Origin of the sequence: Cupriavidus gilardii (assembly GCF_013314895.1) — a bacterium.
In the GTDB taxonomy this organism is placed as follows: Bacteria; Pseudomonadota; Gammaproteobacteria; order Burkholderiales; family Burkholderiaceae; genus Cupriavidus; species Cupriavidus gilardii_C.
The window spans coordinates 1-23626 of sequence record NZ_JABTYE010000035.1 but is presented as its reverse complement, the minus strand read 5'-3'; the positions used below and the strand labels follow the sequence as shown (position 1 = coordinate 23626).

Sequence of the window (23626 nt, the reverse complement as noted above, 5' to 3'; positions counted from 1 at the left end):
GGATGCTGTTTGGCCGCGACGAAGCGCCTGACGCGGCGGCGTATCCGGCTTCGGCCGACTGGCGTCCCGCTGTCCCGCCGCCTCCGCTGTCCCGCCACCCGTCTTTCCGCTGAAGTCGCGAACACCCTTCGATGTGTTCCTTCGGGAGGTTCCATGACGATTCAGCAACAACCCGCCTTCGCTTCCGTCGACGCCTTCGTGCACGCCATGGGCACGCAGGAGGGCGCGGAACAGATTTATGCCGTGGCCGGCCAGTTCTCCGTGAAGGGTAGGTGCTATCGGCTGTCCTATGGTGAGTCGGGGCCCGTGGTGGTGCGGGTCGGCCATGCCGAATCGATTCGCGAACTGTTCCAGTGCCGGCTCGCCGAGGGAAGCCTGGCCTCGCATGCGCAGCGGATGACCAGGGCGCTGAACCGCAACCGGCAGGCGCTACGGCAGTGCCTGCACCGCGAACTGGAGAAATGGCGGGCGACGGGGCCGAGCGAGCAGCGCGCGCTGGCTGTCGAACGGATGCTGGCCTGTGATGATCGGCAGAGCACGGAACTGGATTTGCGCGACCTCGGGCTGTCGAGCCTGCCGGCGGCAATCGGCGCGCTGCGGCAGTTGCAAACGCTTCGACTCGGCGGCAACCGCTTCGATGCCGTGCCGCCAACGATCGCCCATCTGAAACAGCTGCGCGTGCTTGGGCTCGAGCGCAACGTGTTGTGCGATCTTCCGCGATGGATCGGTGGATTGACGCAACTGCGCGTGCTGTCGGTCAGCCACAACCGTCTGACCTCGTGGCCGCACTTCGTCGCGGACTTGCCGCACCTCGCATTCCTATGGATAGAGGACAACGGCATTGCGTCGCTGCCAGCGAACTTCGGCTTCGGCGGCCATCGCTACGAGACGTTCGCACGCGGCAATCCGTTCGACGAATGGTCGCTCGTGTCGATCGACCTGGTCACGCAGCATGGCCCCTCGGCGCCGATCCACCATCAGCGCAATGCCAATGCGCGCAGCCTCCATCTGCGCACAAGCATGCCCGCCGCTGGCCGCTCTCAGCATGGCAGGATCGCGGCGCTGCTGTACGACGCGCCGCAGATCGTGATCGGACAGGATCCGTCCGGCAGCTCGGCATTGGCGCCCCGACAGTCGACCGCATTGCGCGAGCTGATCGCCGAGATCGGTCGACGCCTGGCTTCGGCCCGCGGACTGGCGCGGCGCGGGGATGCCATCATGGCGCATCGGCTGGAGCTGCTGGAATACGGCCTGGCTCGGGATGCTGGCCTGTACGAGGCCTGTAGCGCCGCCATACGAGCCGCGATGGACGATTGCGGCAACGCGTTGCTGCACGCGCTGGACGACGCCGAGGTCGCCGTCGTCGAAGCCATGCTGGTGCGGCAGCAGGGCGATGCGGTCGATACCGTGGCGGCGCTCGGGCGGGGCCTGTTCCGCCTGGACCTGTTGCGGCAAGTGGTGCTGCGGCAAATGCCTGCGCGGGCGGTGCCGTTCGACCGGCTGGCGGTCTGCCGAATGCTGCTGACCGCCGAACTGGCGCTGCCCGGCGAGACGCGCCCCATCACCGAGCATCAATGGGAAGCGGCGCAGCTTTCCGAAGAGGAGCTCGCCGCCGTCCGCAACGACGTGTTGCGACTCGAATCGGCGCACGACTTCAAGTCCCTGGATACCTTCATGGCCGAATGGGCGCCGTGGCAGCAGCAGGCTCGCCGGCTGCGTGCCGGTCAACTCGAGCGGCTCAACGGTCTGCTGCAGGACACGCTGGACAACGCGGAACGGCTTGTCCAAGACGGCCAGCTTCCCGCGGAACTGTTCGACGAGATCGCGGCGAGCTTGCCGCGCCATTACGAAATGACGTTCCGACTGTTATGTCGGGAAGCATACCGGGCATATCGTCTTGGCGTCCCTGCGGGCAATCCGCCGGGCGCCGCACCGCAGCGCCTTGCGACGGCGCAAGCCATGGCCCGCGCGTTGGACGCGTGAGCGGCGGCGGAAGAATCGTGCGCTTTCCGAAAAGTGGCTCTGTCTCAATCCGTACGATGACCGCCTCGCTCACCCTATGAGGATCGAAAGTCATGGCGACGTTTACGGGAACGGTGGAGAAGACGAATTACGCGCACTACTACAGGGACGTGCAATGCAATCCGGGGGACTTCGTGAAGCGCGTCCTGCGGGATGCGCGGGTGGGGGACGGCCCCTCGTCGGCAGAGCCGAGCGGCACGTTCAAGGTCGGCAAGGAGACGTTCAGGCTGACGCTGGCGACCCGGGGCAAGACTCAAAAGCTGTGCATCAAACGCGAGGTCGAGGACGGCAAGTCGTGGCTGCACATGCGCATGGTGGGACTGATGGATGCGCTGTTCTTCCGGTGCAGCACGCGGACCATGGAGCGGGCACTGCGCAGCGAAGCCACGATCAAGACCGCCATGGTAGCGGTCATGCGCCCGGACGCCCAGCGCATCGTCAAGCAACTCTGGCCCGATGCGGACGTCCAGAACGCCGAAGCCCGCCCCGGTCCGTCTACACCCCGCGGCAACGCGGCGTCGGCGAATCGGCGCCCGATAACGGAACGCTGCCTGGAAACGCTGGTACCGCTCAATCCCGGCGAAATCGATGCGTGGATGCGCTGTCCCGACGGCGGTCCGGTAAGCCTGGACCATATCGACCGCGGCAAGAGCAGAATCGAGGACGGCATTCTGATCCTGTCGTTCAAGAGCGGCAGTGACGCCATCGAGTTTCGCCTTCAGGCTCGGCCTGGTGGCACGCAGGGCGGGGCGGAGCGTGTTGGCCGGGACATGGAGCGGTTGCTGGGCATCGCCAAGGGCGACAGAGAGGACTGCGACTATCGGAACATGGCGGAATTGATGGGCCGGTTCATGGTCGCAACCATCGAAGACGAAGCGCCTCTGCTGCTGGAGAAGGCGGCTCGCCACATCGTTGAGGAAAACCGCGACAACGATGTCTTGCCGCTGCTGAGCGGGAAGATCAAGGCCGATCGCACGCTGGAGCCGAATCGCGCGACGCGGCGAGCCATTGCCCGGGCAGTCGACGAAACCATGGTGTCGTGCCGCGCGACCGCGCAACAGCGCTTCCAGGCAATCCTCGATGGCGCGTGCCGCGACAAGGCCGACACGGTGGTGTCCACGGCGCTGGATGTACGCGAGAAGCTGATGGAGACCATCGGGCAGAAAGCCAGGGCCTTCCTGGCCGAAAGGCGGCTCGCCGCGTTCGTCACGCAGGTCGTGCGGGAGCGCGGCGTCGACCCGGGCGCAGCCATGGCCTTGCACAACGAGCACGCAGTTGGCAGCGCCTTGCCTGAGCGCGTGCGACTGGTGCAATACACCCGCAAGCCGGACTGGCTGGAGCGCCTGTCCGGCGAAGAGGCTGGCGTGGAGGTGCTGGCGGTCGCGTCGAGAGAGGACGGCGAGGCCTTGCGCTTCGTGCCGTTGGGCCGGGCCGACATGGCGGCATGGGCCTGGAAAACCATCAAGCTGGCCAAGGTGCCAAAGGACGTCGAAAGCGATGCCAGGGCGCTGCATCGAACGGTATTCGACAGATCGCTGGGGCGGTTCTACGAGAGCGAAATCCGGCCGCTTCTCGATCAGGGCATGGAAGCTTTTGGCAGGGGCTTCGAGTTCGATGAAGGCCGCACGGGGGGCGTCGAAAGAGAGAACGCAAAGCAGCTGTTGCTGACGCTGATGGCCAGCGTGCGGATCGGCAGTACGACGCTCGGCTACCTCCATCGCTGGGCTGGCGAGGCGGCTCAAGCCGACCATGTCATACCAGCGGAGACCGGTGTCGCTGCCGATCGGGTCATCGTGCCCGCAGAAGTCGGGCCGCGTGCCGGCATGGTCGCGGAGCATCCGGTGTCGGAGCGTCAAGCCGCGGCATACGTGCTCAGGCAGGATCTGCTGTACGCGATGGGCTCGATCGCCAACGTGACGGAGTCTGACTGCAACAAGCCGGTCACCCTCTACAGCGACGGCAAGTTCAAATCCGTGATGCAGTTTGTTACGTCCGCAGGGCGCACGGAAAGCGTCGAGCCGCCGCAGTGGCATCCGGTGGACGAAGGCAACAAAAAGGACAGCGAAAAGGGGAAGGAGAAGGGGAAGGAGAACGGTAAGGAAAAGGGCAAGGAAAAGCAGGAGCCGCAGCCGAGCCGGAACCCGAACCCGAATCCGTCCGTGGCGCCCCAGACCTCGACGACGCAGCCGTCCGCTCCCCCGTCCTTGAACGTTCCGCCGTCGGGCGCTTCTTCCTCCGCGTCTTCCACGGTGCAGCCGTCCGCGACGCCGCGCACCGAAGTGAAGGCGCCGTCCGTCAACAAGGTACCGGCCGAAAAACAGGGGGCAACCGAGAAGCCGGTGTCGGCCGAGAAGCCGGAGCCGGCCGAGAAGCCGGAGCCGGCCGAGAAGCCGGTGTCAGCCGAGAAGCCAGTGTTGGCAGAGAAGCCGGTGTCAGCCGAGAAGCCGGTGCCGGTCGAGAAGCCAGTGTTGGCAGAGACGCCGGTGTCAGCCGAGAAGCCGGAACCGGCCGAGAGCCGGGTGCCGGCCGACAGTTCGGTGGCGGCCAATAACGAGGTAGCCGCAGAGGACAAGGCGCCCGCCAACGCCTGATGCCTCATTCACCGTACTGACGCAACCCCTCGAGATCGAGCACCTCGATCTCGCCATAGTCGACCCGAACCAGGCCCTGCTGTTCGAGCACCTTCAGGGCCTGGTTTGCCCGCTGCCGCGAAATGCCGGCCAGCAGTCCGATCTCCTCCTGCGAAATTTCCAGCTTGGTGCCGATGCCCGGATAAAGGTGTTCGTTGAACAGCGACGACACCGCCCGCGCAACGCGCGAATCGATATCGAGCAGCCGCTCGTATTCGACCGCGGCGATGAACTGGCCGAGCCGCTCGTTCAACTGGGTCAGCAGAAAGCGCGTGAAGGGCAGGCTGGTATCGAGCAGCCATTGAAAGGTTTCGCGCGGCAGGAACGCAATGCGCGAATGGCGCAGCGCCATCACGTCGTACTTGCGGATCTCCTGCTTCAGTGCGGCCCCTTCGCCGAACCATCCGCCGGTCGGCACGCCGGTGAAGGTCACCGACTTGCCCGACGGCGACACCGTGGTGATCTTGACGATCCCCTCCAGCACGCCCAGCCAGTGCTCGGCCATCTCGCCCTTGTGGCAGACGTAATCGCCGGGGTTGAATTCGCGCACGAACATGGCCTGCCGCACCCGCTGGCGCTGGTCGTCGCTGAGGTCGGCGGCCCAGATGCACCGGTCCAGAAAGTCGTTGAGCATGCCTGCGAGACTCCGGCAGGGAATCCGATATGGACTCCGCTAGGGATTAACCCGGAATTGTCACCGACGTGACAACCGGGGGGAGGGGCATCGGCTATCTTACGTTCACCACGGACCGACCCGCGCGCAATGGCGCGGCCACGATATCCCTGGCGCGGCGCGGCCCCTGGCCGTCGAGCGACCAGGGGCAAGTATAACGATCGGCACCGGCGCTTGGCACCGGCGGGAACCCACCCGCCGGAGGGACAGGAGACAGCGATGCAGGACAGGTCGGCAACGACCTTCCCGCGACTGCTGCTGGCGCATGCGCAGCAGCGGCCGGATCATCCGGCCTATCGCGAGAAGGATCTCGGTATCTGGCAGACGAGCAGCTGGTCGCAGGCGGCGCAAGAGGTACGTGCGCTGGCGTGCGGGCTGGCCGCGCTCGGCTTCTGCCGCGGCATGAACCTGGCGGTGATCGGCGACAACCGTCCCCGGCTGTACTGGGCGATGACGGCCGCGCAGGCGCTGGGCGGCGTGCCGGTGCCGCTGTACCAGGACGCGATCGCCAGCGAGATGGTCTACGTGCTGCGCGACGCTGAAATCGCGTTCGCGGTGGTCGAGGACCAGGAGCAGGTCGACAAGCTGCTCGAGGTCGAGGCCGAACTGGCCGCGCAGGGTGGTGCGGTGCGGCATCTGGTCTACGAAGACCCGCGCGGGCTGCGCGATTACGATCATCCGTCGCTGATGTCGTACGAACGCCTGCAGGAGATCGGCCGCGAATACGACCGCGCGCATCCGGGCTTCTTCGAAGAGGCCGTGGCCGCCGGCGATCCGGACGATACCGCGATCATCCTGTACACCTCCGGTACCACCGGCAAGCCCAAGGGCGTCTGCCATTCGCACCGCGGCCTGATCGGCGCGGCGATGCACGGCTGCGAGTTCGACCGCCTCGGCCCGGGCGACGACGTGCTGTCGTATCTGCCGATGGCCTGGGTCGGCGACAACCTGTTCTCGTATGCGCAGGCGCTGGCGGCGGGCTTCACCGTCAACTGTCCCGAGTCGCGCGAGACCGTGATGACCGATCTGCGCGAGATCGGGCCGACCTATTACTTCGCGCCGCCGCGCATCTACGAAAGCCTGCTGACCCAGGTGATGATCCGCATGGAGGACGCCGGCTGGGTCAAGCGCAAGCTGTTCGACTGGGCCATGGCCGTGGCGCGCCGCTGCGGCACCGACATCCTCGATCGCCGTCCGGTGCCGCTGCTCGAGCGGATGCGCTACGCGCTCGGCGAATCGCTGGTCTACGGTCCGCTGCGCAATGTGCTGGGCATGAGCCGCATCCGCGTGGCCTATACCGCCGGCGAGGCGATCGGCCCGGACCTGTTCCGCTTCTATCGCTCGATCGGCATCAACCTGAAGCAGTTCTACGGTCAGACCGAGACCTGCGCCTATGTCTGCCTGCAGCCGGACGGCCAGGTCAAGTTCGATTCGGTGGGCCCGGCCGCGCCCGGCATGGAGATCCGCATCGCCGAGAACGGCGAGGTGCTGGTGCGCGGCGTCGGCTTGCTGAAGGCGTACTACAAGCGCGACGATGCGACCCGCGAGGCGATCAACGACGAGGGCTACTTCATGACCGGCGACGCCGGCGTGATCGACGCCGACGGCCATCTGAAGATCATCGATCGTGCCAAGGACGTCGGCAAGCTCGTCGACGGCTCGATCTTCGCGCCCAAGTACATCGAGAACAAGCTCAAGTTCTTCCCGTACATCAAGGAGGCGGTGGCCTTCGGCACCGGCCGCGACCGCGTCTGCGCCTTCGTCAACATCGACTTCGAGGCGGTCGGCAACTGGGCCGAACGGCGCCATCTGCCGTACGCGGGCTATATCGACCTGGCCGCGCAGCCGCAGGTGATCGAGCTGATCACCGAATGCGTGGAGCAGGTCAACGCCGACCTGGCCAAGGATCCGGCCCTGTCCGGCTCGCAGATCGCACGTTTCCTGATCCTGCACAAGGAGCTCGACCCGGACGACGACGAACTGACCCGCACGCGCAAGGTCCGCCGCGGCTTCATCGCGGAGAAGTACGGGGTGCTGATCGAGGCGTTGTACGCCGGACGGTCGGAGCAGTTCATCGAGACGCGCGTCAAGTTCGAGGACGGACGCGAAGGCAGCGTCAGCGCGACGCTGAAGCTGGTGGATGCCAGACGCTTCCCGCCGGCGGGATCGGTGCAAGCCGCACAGGCGACGCAGGCCGGCGCGGCAACGCCCGCCGAGCAAGCGGCATAGCAGGGGCAGGAGGATGACGCAGATGGCGTGGCAAGGCGTGGAGCGGCGGGCCGACGGCTCACCCGAATGGAGCGGCGCAAGCACTGGCGCCAGCACGGGCGCAAGCAGCGGCGCGGCCGGCGAGCCGCTGGCCGACGGCGGCGTGGCGATCGAGGCGGAGTCGATGCCGAACCAGCGGGCGACAGGGGCGACAGCGACGCGGCATGGCGAGGTGATCCTCGACCTGCAGCATATCTCGCTGGCGTTCGGCGGCGTCAAGGCGCTGACCGATATCTCGTTCGATGTGCGCGAGCACGAGATCCGCGCCATCATCGGCCCGAACGGCGCCGGCAAAAGCTCGATGCTGAACGTGATCAACGGCGTCTATCACCCGCAGCAGGGACGCATCGTGTTCCGCGGCGAGGAGCGGCGCAAGATGAATCCGACTGCCGCCGCGCGCCAGGGCATCGCCCGCACCTTCCAGAACATCGCGCTGTTCAAGGGCATGACCGTGCTCGACAACATCATGACCGGACGCAACACGCGCTTCCGCTCGGGCCTGCTGGCCAACGCGCTGTGGTGGGGGCCGGCGCGCAACGAGGAGATCGCGCACCGGCGCAAGGTCGAGGAGGTGATCGACTTTCTCGAGATCCAGTCGATCCGCAAGACCCCGGTGGGGCGCCTGCCCTATGGCTTGCAGAAGCGCGTCGAACTGGCGCGCGCGCTGGCGGCCGAGCCGGAGCTGCTGCTGCTCGACGAGCCGATGGCCGGCATGAACGTCGAGGAAAAGCAGGACATGTGCCGCTTCATCCTGGACGTCAACCAGCAGTTCGGCACCACCATCGTGCTGATCGAGCACGACATGGGCGTGGTGATGGACATCTCCGACCGGGTGGTGGTGCTCGACTACGGCAAAAAGATCGGCGACGGCACGCCCGAGCAGGTCAAGTCGAACCCCGAGGTGATCCGCGCCTACCTGGGCGCATCGCACTGAACGGCACCGCACACTAGCGCACCAGCGCACTGGCGCAACGCTGACTCCCGTCTTTCACCGAGGCCACGCCGATGACCTTCTTCTTCGAAATCCTGCTCGGCGGACTGCTGTCCGGGCTGATGTACTCGCTGGTGGCGCTCGGCTTCGTGCTGATCTACAAGGCCTCCGGCGTGTTCAACTTCGCGCAGGGCGCGATGGTCTATTTCGCTGCGCTCGCGGTGGTAGGCCTGATGGACAAGGGCATGCCGATGTGGGCGGCGGTGATCGGCGCCTTCTTCGTGATGACGCTGGTGGGCATCGGCACCGAACGTTTCGTGCTGCGCAAGCTGGTCAACCAGCCGCCGATCACGCTGTTCATGGCGACCATCGGCCTGTCGTTCTTCCTCGAAGGGCTGGGGCCCTTGCTGTTCGGCAACGAGGTGCGGCCGATCCAGCTGGGCATCGTCGACGAACCGATCGAGGCGATCCTGACCCGCTTCAATATCGTGATCTCGAAGTTCGACCTGGCGGCGGCGGGCATCGCCGGCGTGCTGGTCGCCACGCTGGCGCTGTTCTTCCAGTACACCAAGGTCGGCCGCGCGCTGCGCGCGGTGGCCGACGACCACCAGGCCGCGCTGTCGCTGGGCATTCCGCTGCAGCATATCTGGGCCATCGTCTGGGGCGTGGCCGGCTTCGTCGCGCTGGTGGCGGGCATGCTGTGGGGCTCGCGCAATGGCGTGCAGTTCGCGCTGACGCTGACCGCGCTCAAGGCGCTGCCGGTGCTGATCCTCGGCGGCTTTACCTCGGTGCCGGGCGCGATCGTCGGCGGGCTGATCATCGGCGCGTCGGAGAAGCTCGCCGAGATCTATATCCCGCCGGTATTCCAGTCGATGTTCGGTGGCAACTTCGGCGGCATCGAAGGCTGGTTCCCCTATGTGTTCGCGCTGCTGTTCCTGCTGGTGCGGCCCGAGGGGCTGTTCGGCGAAAAGCATATCGACCGGGTATGACACGGCGCATTGCCGCGACAAGGAGTTCGCATGTTCTATCGTGAAGCCGGCCAGTTCAAGACCGACTATGTCGCCGACAGCCAGATCTTTCCGATTCGGCAGGACCGCATCGGCTTCGCCGTGCTGCTGGCGGTGGCCTTCGTCGGCGTGCCGCTGATCGGCAGCGAGTACTGGTTCTCGGCGATCCTGATCCCGTTCCTGATCTTCTCGCTGGCCGCGCTCGGGCTCAATATCCTGACCGGCTACGCGGGCCAGCTGTCGCTGGGCACCGCGGCCTTCATGGCCGTGGGCGCGTATGCCGCCTACAACTTCCAGCTGCGCATCGAAGGGCTGCCGGTGCTGCTGACCTTCGTGCTGGCCGGGCTGTCGGCGGCGCTGGTCGGCGTCGCCTTCGGCCTGCCGTCGCTGCGGATCAAGGGCTTCTACCTCGCGGTGGCGACGCTGGCGGCGCAGTTCTTCGTGGTGTGGGCGCTGACCAAGTTCCCCTGGTTCTCGAACAACAGCTCGTCGGGCGTGATCACCGCGCAGCAGCTGAACCTGTTCGGCCTGCTGATCGACACGCCGATGCGAAAGTACCTCTTTGTGCTGGCGATCGTCACGGTGCTGGCGCTGGTCGCCAAGAACCTGGTGCGCTCGTCGACCGGGCGCGCATGGATGTCGGTGCGCGACATGGACGTGGCCGCCGAGGTGATCGGCATTCCGCTGATGCGCACCAAGCTGCTGGCCTTCGCCGTCAGCTCGTTCTATTGCGGCGTGGCCGGCGCGCTGTACGCGTTCTGCTACCTGGGTTCGGTCGAGCCCGACGGCTTCTCGCTGGACCTGTCGTTCCGCGTGCTGTTCATGATCATCATCGGCGGGGTCGGCAGCATTCTTGGCTCCTTCCTCGGCGCCGCCTTCATCCTGCTGCTGCCGATCCTGCTCGACAACATGCTGCCGCCGCTGGCGGCGCTGCTGCACCTGCCGTTCACCAATGCGACGGTCTCGCACATCCAGATGATGGTGTTCGGCGGCCTGATCATCTTCTTCCTGATCGTCGAGCCGCACGGCCTGGCTCGGCTGTGGCAGATCGGCAAGGAGAAGCTGCGGTTGTGGCCGTTCCCGCATTGACGCCGTGTCGACGGGGCACGCGCCGATGTCATGCAAACGGGTAGTTGGATACCAACGTCATACGAACGCGGTAACCACGCGATAACAACGCACCTGCCAAGGTGAAGGAGACAGTGATGAGCAACCTGATTCGCAATGCCCAGCGCGTCGCGCTGGCAGTCGGCGCGGCCGCCGCGCTGCTGGTGCCGGCCCTGCCGGCACAGGCCCAGAGCGGCGAGCAGTTCATCGCGCTGCCGAGCTATCGGGTCGGGCCCTACGGCGCCAACGGGCAGTCCTGGTATGGCGGCTTCATCGACTATCTGAACTACGTCAACCTGAAGGAAGGTGGCATCAACGGCGTCAAGCTCAGCTGGGAAGAGTGCGAGACCGAGTACAACAACGCCAAGGGCGTCGAGTGCTACGAGCGGCTGAAGGGCAAGAACCCGACCACCAAGGGCACCGCCTACCATTCGATGTCGACCGGCATCTCGTATGCGCTGGTCGACAAGACCGCGGCCGACAAGGTGCCGCTGGTGATGATGGGCTATGGCCGCACCGACGCGGTCGACGGCTCGGTGTTCCCGTATGCCTTCCCGCTGGTGACCACCTACCAGATGCAGGTGTCGGCCATCGTCAAGTATCTGGCGAGCAAGACCGGCGGCTCGCTGGCCGGCAAGAAGATCGTCTACCTGTATCACGACTCCGCTTACGGCAAGGAGCCGATCGTCGCGTTGCAGGCCGAGGCCAAGCTGGGCAAGTTCGACCTGATCGAGATCCCGGTCGCACATCCGGGCAACGAGCAGGGCGCGCAATGGCTGCGCATCCGCCAGGAGCGGCCGGACTACGTGATCTTCTGGGGCTGGGGCGTGATGAACCAGACCGCGCTGAAGGCGGCGCAGAAGGTCGGCTATCCGCGCGACAAGATGATCGGCTCGTGGTGGGCCGGCTCCGAGGAAGACACCGTGCCGGCCGGCGACGCCGCCAAGGGCTACATGAGCGCGACGTGGAACGTGGCGGGCAAGGGCGTGCCGCTGATCGCCGATATCGAGAAGGTGGTCTACGGCGCCGGCAAGGGCAATATGCAGGACCGCAACAAGATCGGCTCGGTGCTGTACAACCGCGGCGTATCGGCCGCGGTGGTCACGGTCGAGGCGATCCGCGTCGCGCAGAACAAGTTCGGCAAGGGCAAGCCGATGAGCGGCGAGCAGATGCGCTGGGCGTTCGAGAACCTGAACCTGACCAACGCGCGGCTGCAGCAGCTCGGCGCCACCGGCCTGCTGCCGGAGATCAAGACCAGCTGCGAAAACCACGAGGGTTCGGGCAAGGTCAAGATCCAGCAATGGGACGGCGCGAAGTGGACCGTGGTGTCCGACTGGATCGAAGGCAACAAGAGCCTGATCCACCCGCTGTTCAAGGCCAACGCGGCGCAGTATGCGAAGGAGAAGGGCATCACGCCGGCTTGCGCGAAGTCGTGATCGCGTGAAACACGCTTGGGGCACCCATGGTGTTCTCCCTCTCCCCCTCAGGGGGAGAGGGCTGGGGAGAGGGAGGTGGTTTTGAAGCGCGGCGGCATGGCGATCGCCCTTTCCCTCTCCCCCGCCCCTCTCCCGCAAGCGGGAGAGGGGAGAACACCCCAGGCATGCATGCGCCCAGCGCGCTGACACCATCGCGCGCGATATCACTACCGAGGTCCACCATGACCCTGCTGTCCATCAACAACATCGAAGTGATCTACGACCACGTGATCCTGGTGCTCAAGGGCGTGTCGCTCGACGTGCCCGAGGGCAGCATCGTGGCGCTGCTGGGTGCCAACGGGGCGGGCAAGACCACCACGCTGAAGGCGATCTCGAACCTGCTGCGCGCCGAGCGCGGCGACGTGACCAAGGGCTCGATCGAATATCGCGGCGCGCGTGTCGACCAGCTGACGCCGAACGATCTGGTCAAGCGCGGCGTGATCCAGGTGATGGAAGGCCGCCACTGCTTCGCTCACCTGACCATCGAGGAAAACCTGCTGACCGGCGCCTACACGCGCGGCTTGTCGCGCGGCGAAACGCGCGACGAACTCGAGAAGATCTACACCTACTTCCCGCGCCTGAAACTGCGCCGCAAGTCGCAGGCCGGCTATACCTCGGGCGGCGAGCAGCAGATGTGTGCGATCGGCCGGGCCATGATGGCCAAGCCGAACATGGTGCTGCTGGACGAACCGTCGATGGGGCTGGCGCCGCAGATCGTCGAGGAGATCTTCGAGATCGTGCGCGACCTGAACCAGCGCGAGGGCGTCAGCTTTCTGCTCGCCGAGCAGAACACCATGGTCGCGCTGCGCTATGCCGACTACGGCTACATCCTCGAAAACGGCCGCGTGGTGATGGATGGCGAAGCCGAGGCGCTGCGCACCAACGAGGACGTCAAGGAGTTCTACCTTGGCGTGGCCGCCAACGATGCCGACGGCGGCGGCCGCAAGTCGTTCCGCGACGTCAAGAGCTATCGCCGGCGCAAACGCTGGCTGGCCTGAGCGGCCCGCGGACACGCGGGCCAGCGCGGCATCCTGCGCCGACACACTGCCTTGCCCGGCCGCGGCCGTATCTCGTATCGCCCGGCACCCATCCACACCGACATCCGCCACCATGTCAGAACACTTCGACGCTCTCGAGACGCGCGACCCCGCCGCACGCGAACAGGCCCTGCTGGCCGCGCTGTCGCACCAGGTCGCGCATGCCAGGACGCACGCGCCTTACTTTGCCGAGGCGCTGCGCGATGTCGATCCGCAGGCGCTGACCTCGCGCGCCGCGCTGGCCGCGCTGCCGGTCACGCGCAAGGCGCAGCTGAGCGCGCTGCAGCAGGCCAGCGCTCCGCTCGGCGGGCTCAACGCGACGCCGCTCGGCGCGCTGCGCCATATCTACCAATCGCCGGGGCCGCTGCATGAACCCGACGGCCACGGGCCCGACTGGTGGCGCACCGCGCGCGCGATGTTCGCCGCCGGCTTTCGCCGCGGCGAGCTGGTCTACAACACCTTCTCCTATCACTTCACGCCCGCCGGCATGATGATGGAAACCGGCGCGCATCGGCTCGGCTGCTGCGTGTTCCCGGCCGGCGTCGGCCAGACCGAATCGCAGGTGCAGGCGCTGTCGATGCTGCGGCCGGCCGCCTACGCCGGCACGCCGTCCTTCCTGAAGATCCTGCTCGAGCGCGGCGCCGAACTTGGGCAGCCGTGCAGCCTGGCCAAGGCGCTGGTGTCGGGCGAGGCGCTGCCGCCGTCGCTGCGCGCCTGGTTCGTCGAGCGCGGCATCAAGGTGCACCAGATGTACGGCACCGCCGATGTCGGGCTGATCGCCTATGAAAGCGAGGGCGCCGACGGCTGGGTCGTCGACGAGGGCGTGCTGGTCGAGATCGTCGAACCGGGCGGCACGCGGCCGATGCCGGAGGGCGAGGTCGGCGAGGTGGTAGTCACGGTGCTGGGCAACGAGGACTACCCGCTGATCCGCTTCGGCACCGGCGATCTGTCGGCGATCGTGCCGGGATCGTCGACGACACCGAGCCCGTGCGGGCGCACCAATATCCGGCTGCGCGGCTGGCTCGGACGCGCAGACCAGACCACCAAGGTCAAGGGAATGTTCGTCCATCCGGGGCAGATCGGCGAGGTGATGCGCCGCCATCCCGAACTGCGTGCCGTGCGGCTGGTCGTGACCGGCGCGCCGGGCGCCGACGTGATGACGCTGCATTGCGACGCCACGCGGGACGATCAGGCGCTGGCCGATGCGATCGTCGTGTCGATGCGCGACGTGATGCGGCTCAAGGGCGAGGTGAAGTTCGTGCCGGCCGGTTCGCTGCCGCAGGACGGCAAGGTCATCGAGGACGCGCGCAGCTACGACTAGTCCGGACCCGCCGAACCGCCCCGGCCGGCAGCGCTACCGTCCCGGCGGCGGTTCGGGGTTCGAAGGCGAGGCCGTCCTGCCATAACCGCCGCGCGGCCGCGTCGGCAGATACAGCAGATAGGCGGTCGCCACGGCGCCGATCGCCAGCACCGCGATCGAGAACGCCGGTCTGGCGCGCAGCAGCCAGGCGGTGGTCGGCAACGAAATCCACATCATCGCGATCGCCAGGATCTTGGCGCGCAGCGGGATGCTGCGGTGGCGCTGCCAGTCGTGCACGATCGGCCCGAGCCGGGGATGGCTCATCAGCCAGTCATGGAAGCGTTCGGAGCCGCGCGCGAAACAGGCCGCGGCGAGCAGCACGAACGGCGTGGCGGGCAGCACCGGCAGGAACACGCCGAGCACCGCCAGCAGCATGCAGACGATGCCGAGCGTGGCCCAGGCCGCGCGGACGATGCGTTCGCGGCGGCTGCGCCTGATCTCGGCGATGACGACAGGGGGTTTGTCCAGCGGGGAATCTCCGGCGGTCGGCAGGATCGACCGCGGTCGCGGTCATCCGGTCATCCAGCGGCGCACAGACGCGCCTTGGCCGCATCGTACTCGGCCTTCATGCTCGCGACAATCTCGCCGGCCGACTGGATCGCGTCGATCTGCCCCACGCCCTGACCGGCGCCCCAGATGTCCTTCCACGCCTTGGCCTTGGAGCTGCCGCTGGAGAAGTCCATCTTGCTCTTGTCGGCCTGCGGCAGGTTCTCCGGATCGAGCCCCGAATTGAGGATGCTCTCGCGGATGTAGTTGCCATGCACGCCGGTGAACAGGTTGGTGTAGACGATATCGGCCGCCGCGGCACTGGTGATCGAACGTTTGTAGGCTTCGCTGGCATGCGCTTCCTGCGAGGCGATGAAGCGCGTGCCGACATAGGCGAAGTCCGCGCCCATCGCCTGCGCGGCCAGCACGGCCTCGCCGGTGGCGATCGAGCCCGACAGCGCGATCGGGCCGTCGAAGATGCGGCGCACCTCGCCAACCAGCGCGAACGGCGACAGCGTGCCGGCATGGCCGCCGGCACCCGCGGCGACCAGGATCAGGCCGTCGACGCCGGCCTCGATCGCCTTCTCGGCATGGCGCAGGTTGATCACGTCGTGCAGCACGATGCCGCCATAGCTGTGCACCGCGTCGATCATCTCCTTGACCGGCGCGCGCAGCGAGGTGATGAAGATCGGCACCTTGTGCTCGACGCAGACGCGCACGTCCTGCTCCAGCCGCGCGTTCGACGCATGCACGATCTGATTGACCGCGATGGGGCCAACCTTGGCATCGGGATTGGCCGCGCGGTACGCCGCCAGTTCCTGCTGCATCTGCGTCAGCCATTCGTCGAGCAGTTCGGCCGGGCGTGCGTTCAGCGCCGGAAACGAACCGACGATGCCGGCCTTGCATTGCGCCAGCACCAGTTCGGGATAGCTGACGATGAACATCGGCGACGCGATCACGGGCAGCGTCAGGTTCTGCAGGGCTGGGGGGATGTGTTTGGCGGCGGGCATGGTGTCTCCTGAACTTCGGAAGCGATGCGCGGCATCGGCTTTTTTCTGAACGATCGTTCGATTATAGGAAACATGCGCGAAGCGACGTTAGCGCAACGGTAGAGGTCCCAGTCTAGCGCCCGGCGCCGAACGCAAAAAAAAGCCCCGCGTCCGGGGCGGGGCAATTACCACGAAGACTGATACATCGACGGCGGGCACCTGCCAATGCCGAAGCCGTCAACGGCATGGTAAGGCGGCAATATGACGATCCGGGGTCGCGCCGGTGACGTCTCGATGAACGGGCAGGTCGAGCTGCCTGGCCCCTCACACGCGCTGCAGCAGCAGCCCCTTCAGATATTCGCCTTCCGGGAACGCCGCCAGCATCGGGTGGTCGGTCCCGGCCGACAGCCGCCGCAGGATGCGCGCATCGACGCGCGCGTCGGTGGCGGCGCCGGCGACGATCTTGTGGAACAGCTCCATGCCGATCGCGCCCGAGCACGAGTAGGTGAACAGCAGCCCGCCCGGGCGCAGCAGCTGCATGCCGACCAGATTGATTTCCTTGTACGCGCGTGCGGCGCGGTCGATATGCTGGGCCGATGGCGCGAATTTCGGCGGGTCCAGCACGATCAGGTCGAACTGGCGTTCCTCGGCGCGGAACTGGCGCAGCGACTTGAACACGTCGGCGTCGAGCCAGGTCGCGCGGCCTGCATCGAAGCCGTTCAGCGCGACATTGCCCTCGGCGATCTTCAGCGCCTCGCCGGACGAATCGATCGACACGACCGACGCGGCGCCGCCGCGCAGCGCGGCCAGCGAGAAGCCACCGGTGTAGCAGAAGCAGTTCAGCACCTCGCGCCCTTCGGCCAGGTCGCCGACCAGCTTGCGGTTGTCGCGCTGGTCGACATAGAAGCCCGTCTTGTGGCCGTTGCGGACATCGACGTAGTAGCGCACGCCGTGTTCGGTGACCGACAGCTCGGGGTCGGGCTCGGCGCCGGCCAGCACGCCGGTCACCAGTTCGAGTCCTTCGCGCTCGCGCACCGCGGCGTCGGAGCGTTCGTAGACGTTCGGGCAGCCGGTCTCCTTGATCAGCGCCTGCACGATCGCGTCCTTCCACTGCTCGACGCCGGCGGCGTTGAACTGGCAGACCAGCTGCGCCTGCTCGGCGCCGCGGCCGGCGCCGTAGTAGTCGACCACCAGCCCCGGCAGTCGGTCCGCCTCGCCGAACACCAGCCGCACCGCGTCGCTGTCGCTGACCCACTGGCGGCGGTGCGCCACCGCGGTGGCGATGCGGCGTTTGATCAGCGCATGGTCGACCGGCTCGTTCTCGTCGAAGGTCCACACGCGCGCGCGGATCTGCGAGTGCGGGCTGTAGGCCGCCTTGGCGAGGAAGCGCCCGTCGGCGGCGCGCACCGTGATGGTCGCGCCGAGCTCGGCGCGGCCCTCGACGCGGTCGATGCCGGTCGCATAGATCCAGGGATGGCGGCGCAGCAGGGACTTTTCCTTGCCGGGCTTCAGGGTCAGCGTATTCATGATTCGAGGAAGGCAGCGAGCGCGAGATCCGTGCTCACTGGTTGCTCCCTCTCCCGCTTGCGGGAGAGGGGTCGGAGGAGAGGGCAAGCAGCGTCGACCGCCTGCAGGCGCGTTACAGCACCACCTTGACCATCGGATGCGCGGTCAGCGCACGATACAGATCGTCCAGCTGCTCGCGGCTGGTGACCCAGACCGTCACGGTCAGGCCCAGGTAGTTGCCATTGCGCGAGGGACGCATTTCCATCTTGCCGGCATGAAAGCCGGGGTCGAACTCCTGCACCAGCGTGACGATGGCCTCGGCGAAGCCGTCCTGCATCGCGCCCATCACCTTGATGGGGAAATCGCTCGGGTATTCGATCAGCGAAGGCTGGTCGCGCCCGTTGTCGGTGTTGTCGGCGCTCATCGCGGCGGCCTCCTTGTTGCTTGTTACTTGCGCTTGAACCACAGGCGGATGGTGTCCCAGATGCGGCCGAAGAAGCCGGCTTCCGGCACCTCCTCCAGCGCCACCACCGGGAATTCCGCCACCTTGCTGGTGCCGTCCATCAGCTTGACGGTGCCGACCTGCTGGCCCGCCGAGATCGGCGCCACCAGCAGCTCCTGGCGCTCCAGCACCGGCTTCAGACGGCCCGCGGTACCCTTGGGCACGGTCACGTAGGTCTCGTCCCGGACGCCGATCTTGATGGTGTCGTTCCTGCCCTTGTAGATGTCCGGCGTGGCGAGCACCTGGCCCTTGTCGTAGAGGCGCAGCGTGTCGAAGAACTGGAAGCCGTAGTTCAGCACCTTCAGGCTTTCCTGCGTGCGGACCTGTTCGCTGGTGGTGCCGATCACGATCGAGATCAGCCGGCGCGAGCCGTTCGGCACGTTGGCCAGCGGGCGCTTGGCCGAGGAAATCAGGCAGTAGCCCGCCGAGCGGGTGTGGCCGGTCTTGACGCCGTCCACGGTCGAATCGATGTACAGCAGGCGGTTGCGGTTGGGCTGCTTGATCTTGTTATAGGTGAACTCCTTCTGCGAGTACATGCCGTAGTACTCCGGGAAGTCCTGGATCAGCCGCGTGGTCAGGATCGCCAGATCCGCCGCGGTGGTGTAGTGATTCGGATCGGGAATGCCGTCGGTATTCGTGAAGTGCGTGCTCTTCATGCCCATGCGCTGGGCCTCGCGGTTCATCATCGCGACGAAGCCTTCCTCCGAGCCGCCCACCGCTTCGGCCAGCGCCAGCGCGGCATCGTTGCCCGATTGCACGATCAGGCCCATCAGCAGGTCCTGCACCGTGACCGGCTTGTTCGGCTCGATGAACATGCGCGACTCGTCGCTCTTGACCTTCAGCACGAGATTGGTCGGCACCACCGCCTGGTCCAGCGTCAGGCGCTTTTCCTTCAGCGCCTGGAAGGCCAGGTAGGCGGTCATGATCTTGGTCAGCGAAGCCGGCTCGATGCGGGCGTCGGCATTCTGCGAGCCGAGCGCCTGGCCGCTCGTGACGTCGTAGAGCATCCACGCCTTGGCTGCCACCTGCGGCATCGGCACGGCCTGCGCGCGCACCGTCAGCGGTGCGCTGGCGAGCGCGAGCGCGGCGGCGCTGGCCAGCAGGGTGTGGGCGATGCGGTGGGAGAACAGCGGCGAAGCTTGATTGAACATGTTTTCAGGTTCCGACAAGAGAGAAAGGGCAGCGTCGCGCCGCCACGCGGACGTGGCGGCGGGGCAAGGAACGGCGGCCACGGATTGCCATGGCCGCCCGCTCAATGCCCGGGCTCAGCGCTGCCACGCATTGACGACGAGCTGCTTGATCAGATGCAGCTTGCGATGGAAGAAATGGTCGGCGCCGGGGATCACCGTGACGGGCAGCTCCTGCGGCCGCGCCCAGTCGAGCACGCTGGCCAGCGGCACGGTCTCGTCCTGCTCGCCGTGGATCACGATGGTGTCGGCGGGAACGTCGGCGACCTGCCAGCGCGAGGCGGCGGTGCCGACCATCGCCAGGCGCTCGGCCGGCGTGCCGGCCTCGGCCAGGCGCCGCGCCACATGGCTGACGACGAAGCTGCCGAACGAGAAGCCGGCCAGCGCGAGCGGCAGCGTCGCCGCGTCGGCGGACCAGTCGCGCTGCTGGCGCATCCACGCGATCACCGCCAGCAGGTCGTCCTGTTCGCCCTGGCCGTTATCGTGCTGGCCGGCGGTGCCGCCGACGCCGCGAAAGTTCGGCCGCACGGTGGCATAGCCCAGCTGCACGAAGGCGCGCGCCAGCGTCTGCGCGACCTTGTTGTCCTTGGTGCCGCCGAACAGCGGATGCGGATGGCTGACCAGCGCAAGGCCGCGCACCGGGGCGGCCTGCGGCAGGTCGACCGAAACGTCGATCGCGCCGGCGGGACCGGCAACGGTGAGTACCTGGGTATGCGCGTTCATGGCAGGGAAGGGCGAAATCCGGGAACGAAAAGTGGGCGGCGGATGGAAGCGGATGCGGTCCGAGCGCGGCGCTCAGCGATCCACCATCAGACGTTCGACCGGCTTGCCGTGGATCAGATGGCTGTCGATGATTTCGTCGATGTCCTGCTCGTCGACGAATGTGTACCAAACGGCCTCCGGGTAGACCACCAGTACCGGGCCGAGTTCACAGCGGTTCAGGCAGCCTGCCTTGTTGATCCGCACCCGGCCCTCGCCGCCGGCAATGCCCAGTTCCTTGCAGCGCTTCTTGGCGTATTCCTGCATCGCCTTGGCGTTGTGGTTGGCGCAGCAGTTTTCGCCCGGCTCGCGCTGATTCAGGCAGAAGAAGACGTGGTGCTGGTAGTAGCTGCTCATGCGTGGGAGGGCGCGCGGCACGTGCGGCGGAGCCGCGCGCGGCCTGGCGCCGGTCGGAACGGTGGGAAGCTCGGAATTATACGGCGAGCCGGGGGCCGTTTCGACCGCGCGGCGGCGCCTGCAGCGCGGCGCAGTGGCAGGTGTTAGCTATGGCGCACAGAAAGCGTCGGTCTGATGCCTCTCGTCGCTACGCCGGGTAACGCGCACCGCCGCTGTGGCCGCTATGGCTGCAATGACGGCCTCATCGCCACATATTGCGCATCCGCGCGGCCAGATCGACGGCCGGCAGCGACGCCCGCTGCGGCGCCGCATCGACCGGCGGGGGCGGCGGCCAGGCACGGCTGTGGAAATGCGGCATCACGCGATTCGGCAGGAAGCGCGTGCGCGACGCATAGACGTGGCGATCGCCCATGCCGGGCTGCTGATGCACGTAGAAGCGCTGCGGCACGACAATGTCGAGATGGTCGCGGGCGCGGGTCATCGCGACATAGAGCAAACGGCGCTCCTCCTCGATCTCCTCGGTGGTGCCGGTGGCCAGATCGGACGGCAGGCAGCCGTCGACCGCGTTCAGCACGTAGACGGCCTTCCACTCCTGGCCCTTGGCCGAATGAATGGTCGACAGGATCAGGTAGTCCTCGTCGCGCAGCGGCACGCCCGATTCGTCGCTGGAGGCGTCGGGCGGGTCCAGCGTCAGTTCGGTCAGGAAGCGTTCGCGCGAGCCGTAGGTCGCAGCGATGCGCGCGAGCTGCTGCAGGTCGGCGGCGCGTGCGGCGGCATCGTCGTGCAGGCGTTCCAGATGCGGTTCGTACCAGCGCAGCACGCGCTCGAAGTCGACCGGCCACGCCGCTGCGGGGGCCATCGCCGCGCGCGCCAGCGCGACCAGTTCCGACCATGCCTCGGCGGCCGCGGGCGGCGCTTCGAACGATTCGAGCGCAAACAGCGGATCGCTGGCGAGCTCCAGCCCGTCGAGCACGCGCGCGGCGGTCTTGGGCCCGACGCCCGGCATCAGCTGCAGCGTGCGAAAGCCCGCCATGCGGTCGCGTGGATTCTCCAGCCAGCGCAGCGCCGCCAGCATGTCCTTGACGTGGGTCGACTCGAGGAATTTGAGGCCGCCGAACTTGACGAACGGGATGTTGCGGCGGACCAGTTCGAGTTCGAGCTGGGCGCTGTGGTCGGCGGCGCGGAACAGCACCGCCTGCGCCATCAGCGCCAGCCCTTCCTCGCGCCGCGCGAGAATCCGTTCGACCACGAAGCGCGCCTGCTCCGTCTCGTCGTTGACGACCACCACGCCGGGCTTCTCGGCGCTGGCGCGGTCGGACCACAGGTCCTTGGTGAAGCGCTCGGCCGCCAGCCCGATCACCGCGTTGGCGGCGGCCAGGATCGGCTGCGTCGAGCGATAGTTGCGCGACAGCGTGACCTGTCCCGCCGGCGGCGAGAAGCGCTGCGGAAAGTCCAGGATATTGCGCACGGTGGCGCCGCGGAACGCGTAGATCGACTGCGCGTCGTCGCCGACCACGGTCAGACCGCGGCCGTCGGGCTTGAGCGACAGCAGGATCGCGGCCTGCAACGCATTGGTGTCCTGGTATTCGTCGACCAGCACGTGGTCGAAACGCTCGCCCATGTCGCGCGCCAGCGCCGGCTCGGCCAGCGCCTGCGCCCAGTACAGCAGCAGGTCGTCGTAGTCGAGCACCTGCTGCTTCTGCTTGGCCTCGACATAGCCGGCGAACAGCGCGCGCAGCGCGTCGACCCACATCGCGTAGCGCGGGAACTGGCGCTGCAGCACCTCTTCGAGCGGCAACTGGGTGTTGACCACGCGCGAATAGATCGCGAGGCAGGTTTCCTTGCGGGGGAAGCGGGCGTTCTGCGCCGACAGGCCGAGGTCGTGCCGCACCACGTTCATCAGGTCGGCGGAATCGCCGCGGTCGCTGATGGTAAAGGACGGCGACAGGCCCAGCGTCTCCGCGTACTCGCGCAGCAAGCGCGCGCCGATCGCGTGGAAGGTGCCCGCCCATTGCAGCGCGGCGCGGCCGGGATTGGCCGACGAGGTGGTGCCGTTGCGTTTGGCGAAGGCCTGATCGACGATGCGCTCGACGCGCCGGCCCATCTCGACCGCGGCGCGGCGCGAGAACGTCAGCAGCAGGATGCGGCGCGGATCGGCGCCGCCCAGCAGCAGATGCGCAACCCGGTGCGCCAGCGTGTTGGTCTTGCCCGAGCCCGCCCCGGCGATGATCAGCAGCGGCCGGTCGGTGGCGTGCTCGACCGCTTCACGCTGCTCGGGGTTGAGCGCGGCGAGATAGTCGACCGGATCGGCCGGGTCAGCCTGGGCGGCGGGAGCAGTAGCGAGAGCGACGGACACAGGAGCGGGCGTGGGCAAAAAGCGGAAATGTTCGCCGCAGACTGTATATCCATACAGATGTTTTGGGCAAGCGGGGGATTGCTGATGGGGCGTGAAGGGCGCTTTCGCTTTGTCTTGCGCCGGAGTCCCCTCTCCCCCGGCCCCTCTCCCGCAAGCGGGCGAGGGGAGAAAACCGGGAGCTTTACCGAACGCCTACGGGGCTCTCCCTCTCCGGCAAGCGGGCGGGGGAGAAAACCGGGAGCTTTACCGAACGCCTACGGGGTTCTCCCTCTCCCGCTCGCGGGAGAGGGCCGGGGAGAGGGCAAGCGGCACTGGCATACCGAAGACGTCCATTTCCCCTGTCAGCGCATCAAACCGCCTTGCCCAGCGCCTGGTCCAGCAGCTTGTGCAGGCTGTCCCATTCCGGCTCGCCCACATAGCGCTTCAGGATGCGGCCGTCCTTGTCCACGACGAAGGTGGTCGGCGTCAGTTGCACGTCGCCGAAGGCCTTGGCCGCCGAGCCGTCCGAGTCGAGCGCGACCTTGAACGGCAGCTGGCGAGTCTCGGTGAAATTGGTCACGTACATCGGCGGGTCGTAGCTCATCGCCACCGCGACGAACTCCAGGCCCTTGTCCTTGAACTGCTGGTAGGTGCGCACCATGTCCGGCATCTCCTTGACGCAGGTGGTGCAGCTGGTGGCCCAGAAATTGACCATATAGACCTTGCCCTGCAGTTGCGCGGTGCTGACGCGCTCGCCGGACAGCAGCACGAAGGTCGCCTGCGGCGCTTGCTTGGCGGGAGTCAGCGCCCGGTAGCCGAACCAGCCGAGCAGGACCAGCACCAGCAGGCCCACGATCAGCGGCCAGCGCTTGCGGGGGGAGGCGGGACGTTCCGGTTGGGAGGCGGACGAAGTCATGATGGGCCGACCGAAGGAGGGGAAAACGCCATTCTAGCGCCGCGGCGGCCGATGGCGCCGAGCGCTGACGGGGCGGGGG

General features: G+C 67.0%; 19 protein-coding genes. 9 read left to right on the top strand and 10 right to left on the bottom strand.

The features are described 5' to 3' along the window. The first annotated feature begins 9 nt into the window (after positions 1-9). Complete coding sequence (locus HTY53_RS23245) at positions 10-1983, top strand: leucine-rich repeat domain-containing protein (RefSeq protein ID WP_174108961.1); 1974 nt, start codon at positions 10-12, stop codon at positions 1981-1983. Between the two features lie 92 nt (positions 1984-2075). Next, positions 2076-4613 (top strand): hypothetical protein, encoded by a 2538-nt coding sequence (locus HTY53_RS23240; RefSeq protein ID WP_174108960.1) that lies wholly within the window; start codon positions 2076-2078, stop codon positions 4611-4613. Positions 4614-4617: 4 nt separating this feature from the next. Here the strand turns inward: HTY53_RS23240 and HTY53_RS23235 are convergent, their stop codons facing one another. Beyond that, complete coding sequence (locus HTY53_RS23235; RefSeq protein WP_174108959.1) at positions 4618-5286, bottom strand: Crp/Fnr family transcriptional regulator; 669 nt, start codon at positions 5284-5286, stop codon at positions 4618-4620. A gap of 258 nt (positions 5287-5544) precedes the next feature. On the opposite strand from HTY53_RS23235, the gene HTY53_RS23230 reads away from it, so the two are divergent. The 7 genes from HTY53_RS23230 (at position 5545) to HTY53_RS23200 (ending at position 14471) form a co-directional block, all read left to right on the top strand. Continuing rightward, on the top strand, positions 5545-7554 hold the full coding sequence (locus HTY53_RS23230) for an AMP-dependent synthetase/ligase (protein ID WP_174108958.1): 2010 nt from the start codon (positions 5545-5547) through the stop codon (positions 7552-7554). 163 nt (positions 7555-7717) lie between these two features. Beyond that, positions 7718-8527 (top strand): ABC transporter ATP-binding protein, encoded by an 810-nt coding sequence (locus HTY53_RS23225; protein ID WP_254600086.1) that lies wholly within the window; start codon positions 7718-7720, stop codon positions 8525-8527. Between the two features lie 71 nt (positions 8528-8598). After that, on the top strand, positions 8599-9513 hold the full coding sequence (locus HTY53_RS23220; protein ID WP_174108956.1) for a branched-chain amino acid ABC transporter permease: 915 nt from the start codon (positions 8599-8601) through the stop codon (positions 9511-9513). Between the two features lie 30 nt (positions 9514-9543). Next, a complete protein-coding gene (locus HTY53_RS23215) occupies positions 9544-10620 on the top strand; it encodes a branched-chain amino acid ABC transporter permease (protein WP_174108955.1) in 1077 nt (358 codons plus the stop codon). Between the two features lie 116 nt (positions 10621-10736). Further along, a complete protein-coding gene (locus tag HTY53_RS23210) occupies positions 10737-12074 on the top strand; it encodes an ABC transporter substrate-binding protein (protein WP_174108954.1) in 1338 nt (445 codons plus the stop codon). 221 nt (positions 12075-12295) lie between these two features. Next, the gene (locus HTY53_RS23205; RefSeq protein WP_174108953.1) at positions 12296-13111 is read left to right on the top strand and encodes an ABC transporter ATP-binding protein; all 816 of its coding nucleotides are present in this window, start codon (positions 12296-12298) and stop codon (positions 13109-13111) included. 112 nt (positions 13112-13223) lie between these two features. Beyond that, positions 13224-14471 (top strand): phenylacetate--CoA ligase family protein, encoded by a 1248-nt coding sequence (locus HTY53_RS23200; RefSeq protein ID WP_174108952.1) that lies wholly within the window; start codon positions 13224-13226, stop codon positions 14469-14471. A gap of 33 nt (positions 14472-14504) precedes the next feature. On the opposite strand, the gene HTY53_RS23195 is transcribed toward HTY53_RS23200, so the two are convergent. From HTY53_RS23195 to HTY53_RS23155, 9 genes are all read right to left on the bottom strand, one after another. Next, entirely contained in the window at positions 14505-14924 is a 420-nt protein-coding gene (locus HTY53_RS23195; protein WP_277544940.1) for a YbaN family protein, read from the bottom strand. Positions 14925-15028: 104 nt separating this feature from the next. After that, the gene (locus HTY53_RS23190) at positions 15029-16006 is read right to left on the bottom strand and encodes an NAD(P)H-dependent flavin oxidoreductase (protein ID WP_174108951.1); all 978 of its coding nucleotides are present in this window, start codon (positions 16004-16006) and stop codon (positions 15029-15031) included. 303 nt (positions 16007-16309) lie between these two features. Further along, positions 16310-17512: a class I SAM-dependent rRNA methyltransferase gene (locus HTY53_RS23185; protein WP_174108950.1), complete on the bottom strand. Its 1203-nt coding sequence runs from the start codon at positions 17510-17512 to the stop codon at positions 16310-16312. Positions 17513-17624: 112 nt separating this feature from the next. After that, the gene (locus HTY53_RS23180) at positions 17625-17915 is read right to left on the bottom strand and encodes a DUF493 family protein (RefSeq protein WP_053820987.1); all 291 of its coding nucleotides are present in this window, start codon (positions 17913-17915) and stop codon (positions 17625-17627) included. 23 nt (positions 17916-17938) lie between these two features. Then, positions 17939-19144 (bottom strand): D-alanyl-D-alanine carboxypeptidase family protein, encoded by a 1206-nt coding sequence (locus HTY53_RS23175; RefSeq protein WP_174108949.1) that lies wholly within the window; start codon positions 19142-19144, stop codon positions 17939-17941. Positions 19145-19258: 114 nt separating this feature from the next. Further along, entirely contained in the window at positions 19259-19903 is a 645-nt protein-coding gene (locus tag HTY53_RS23170) for an alpha/beta hydrolase (protein WP_174108948.1), read from the bottom strand. Between the two features lie 72 nt (positions 19904-19975). Beyond that, a complete protein-coding gene (locus HTY53_RS23165) occupies positions 19976-20296 on the bottom strand; it encodes a (2Fe-2S) ferredoxin domain-containing protein (protein WP_006578238.1) in 321 nt (106 codons plus the stop codon). 241 nt (positions 20297-20537) lie between these two features. Next, complete coding sequence (locus HTY53_RS23160) at positions 20538-22652, bottom strand: ATP-dependent helicase (RefSeq protein WP_174108947.1); 2115 nt, start codon at positions 22650-22652, stop codon at positions 20538-20540. A gap of 349 nt (positions 22653-23001) precedes the next feature. After that, positions 23002-23547, bottom strand: coding sequence for a TlpA disulfide reductase family protein (locus HTY53_RS23155; RefSeq protein ID WP_174108946.1), 546 nt, complete (start codon positions 23545-23547; stop codon positions 23002-23004). Positions 23548-23626: the final 79 nt, after the last annotated feature.